Origin of the sequence: Micromonospora sp. M51, from assembly GCF_018070305.1 — a bacterium.
GTDB lineage: Bacteria > Actinomycetota > Actinomycetes > Mycobacteriales > Micromonosporaceae > Micromonospora > Micromonospora parva.
Genome location: NZ_JAGPXZ010001155.1, coordinates 1 through 1,281, shown reverse-complemented (window position 1 = coordinate 1,281; position 1,281 = coordinate 1). Strand labels below are relative to the sequence as shown.

Genomic DNA, 1,281 nt, shown 5'->3' with positions numbered 1-1,281 from the left:
GGTCAGCCCGGTTCCGGTGACCAGCGCCGCGACCGCCACCGCGACCGCCACCCGGGACACCGGCCGCGACGGGCGCGCGCCGAGGGCACGCCCCGAGATCACCGTCGCCGCGACGACCCCGGCGACCGCGAGCAGCCCCGCCCCCGCCGACGCCGGATAACCGTGCAGGACCGTCACGAGCAGGGCGCTGCCCGTGGCGTACCCGGCGAAGAGCAGCGCAAGCGCGACGGCCCGGACGTCACCCCGGGCCCGCAACAGCCGCGGACCGGCGACGGCCACCGCCGCGAGCGACAGGGGGGCGGCGATGAGAACCTTCTCCGCGGCGAACCACCAGCCGGCGCGGGCCAGGGCGGTGATCGTGATCGCGCGGGCGAGCGTCGCGACCAGCGCGACCGCCGCCAGTCCCAGTGCGAGCGGGCGGCGTCGCGCGACGGACGCGGCACCACCACCCAACCAGGCGCCGGCCGCGAGGACCGCGATCACGAGGTCGACCGCGAGCAGCGACCCGGTGCTCACGCCGGCTCCACTTCCCGGGCGGGAACCCCGGCCTCGGCCGGCACCAGGCCGGCCAGCTTCCGGGCCGCCCGGTGGACGCCGACCACGACGTGCACCGCGATGATTCCGTTGAGCGCGTGCAGCCCGCCGATGGTGAGGCCGAGCGGAGTGCTGACGCCCGACGCGTCGGCGAACCCGTTGGCGAGCATGGCGATGAGCGGTTGGAGGACGACGAGGCCGACCGGCAGCACCGCCAGCCCGATGAGCCGGCCCGGCGCCTTCGCCAGCGCGGCGAACAGGACGGTGAGCAGTGTGAGAACCGGGATGACCGCCATGCCGTTGACGCTGTGCAACGCGTACGCGCCGTCGCCGGCCGGCTTCGTGAACCCGCCCACCGCGGCGAAGATGAACTGGAGGGCGAACGCGACGAGCGTCAGCGCGCTGATGACGACGAGAGCCTTGCGCATGGAATACCTCCTAGAGGTGCGCCGAGGCGAGAGCCCGGGCGACATGATCGGTGGCCGTGATCGCCCCGTACGCGACCAGCCGCACGAGGTCGGCGTCGGCCGGGTGGGAGAGCCGCCACAGCGCGACGTCGCCCGGGCTGATCGCGCTGGGAGCGAACGCCGCCAGCAACGCGATCCGCGTCCCGATGCGGTCCGTGCCCGGCACGTCCCGCACCAGGTCGACGGCCCAGTCCGCGGGCCGGGCCGGGAACCGCCCGTCCTCCCAGCGCACGGTCGCCGTGACGGTCTCGCGCGCCACCTCGCCCAGCAGCTCCCCACC

General features: G+C 75.4%; 1 protein-coding gene and 2 pseudogenes. All 3 read right to left on the bottom strand.

The window, feature by feature from the left end; all coding sequences use genetic code 11:
- Positions 1–516, bottom strand: a pseudogene (locus KBX53_RS33285) (multicopper oxidase family protein); the annotation flags it as partial.
- Positions 513–962, bottom strand: coding sequence for a DUF6220 domain-containing protein (locus KBX53_RS33280; RefSeq protein WP_030328225.1), 450 nt, complete (start codon positions 960–962; stop codon positions 513–515). The pseudogene KBX53_RS33285 and the gene KBX53_RS33280, both read right to left, overlap by 4 nt.
- 10 nt (positions 963–972) lie before the next feature.
- A pseudogene (locus KBX53_RS33275) lies at positions 973–1,281 on the bottom strand (hypothetical protein); the annotation flags it as partial.

Coding starts and splice junctions, on each gene's coding strand:
- KBX53_RS33280 (WP_030328225.1), bottom strand. CDS start 962: ATGCGCAAGGCTCTCGTCGTCATCAGCGCGCTGACGCTCGTCGCGTTC.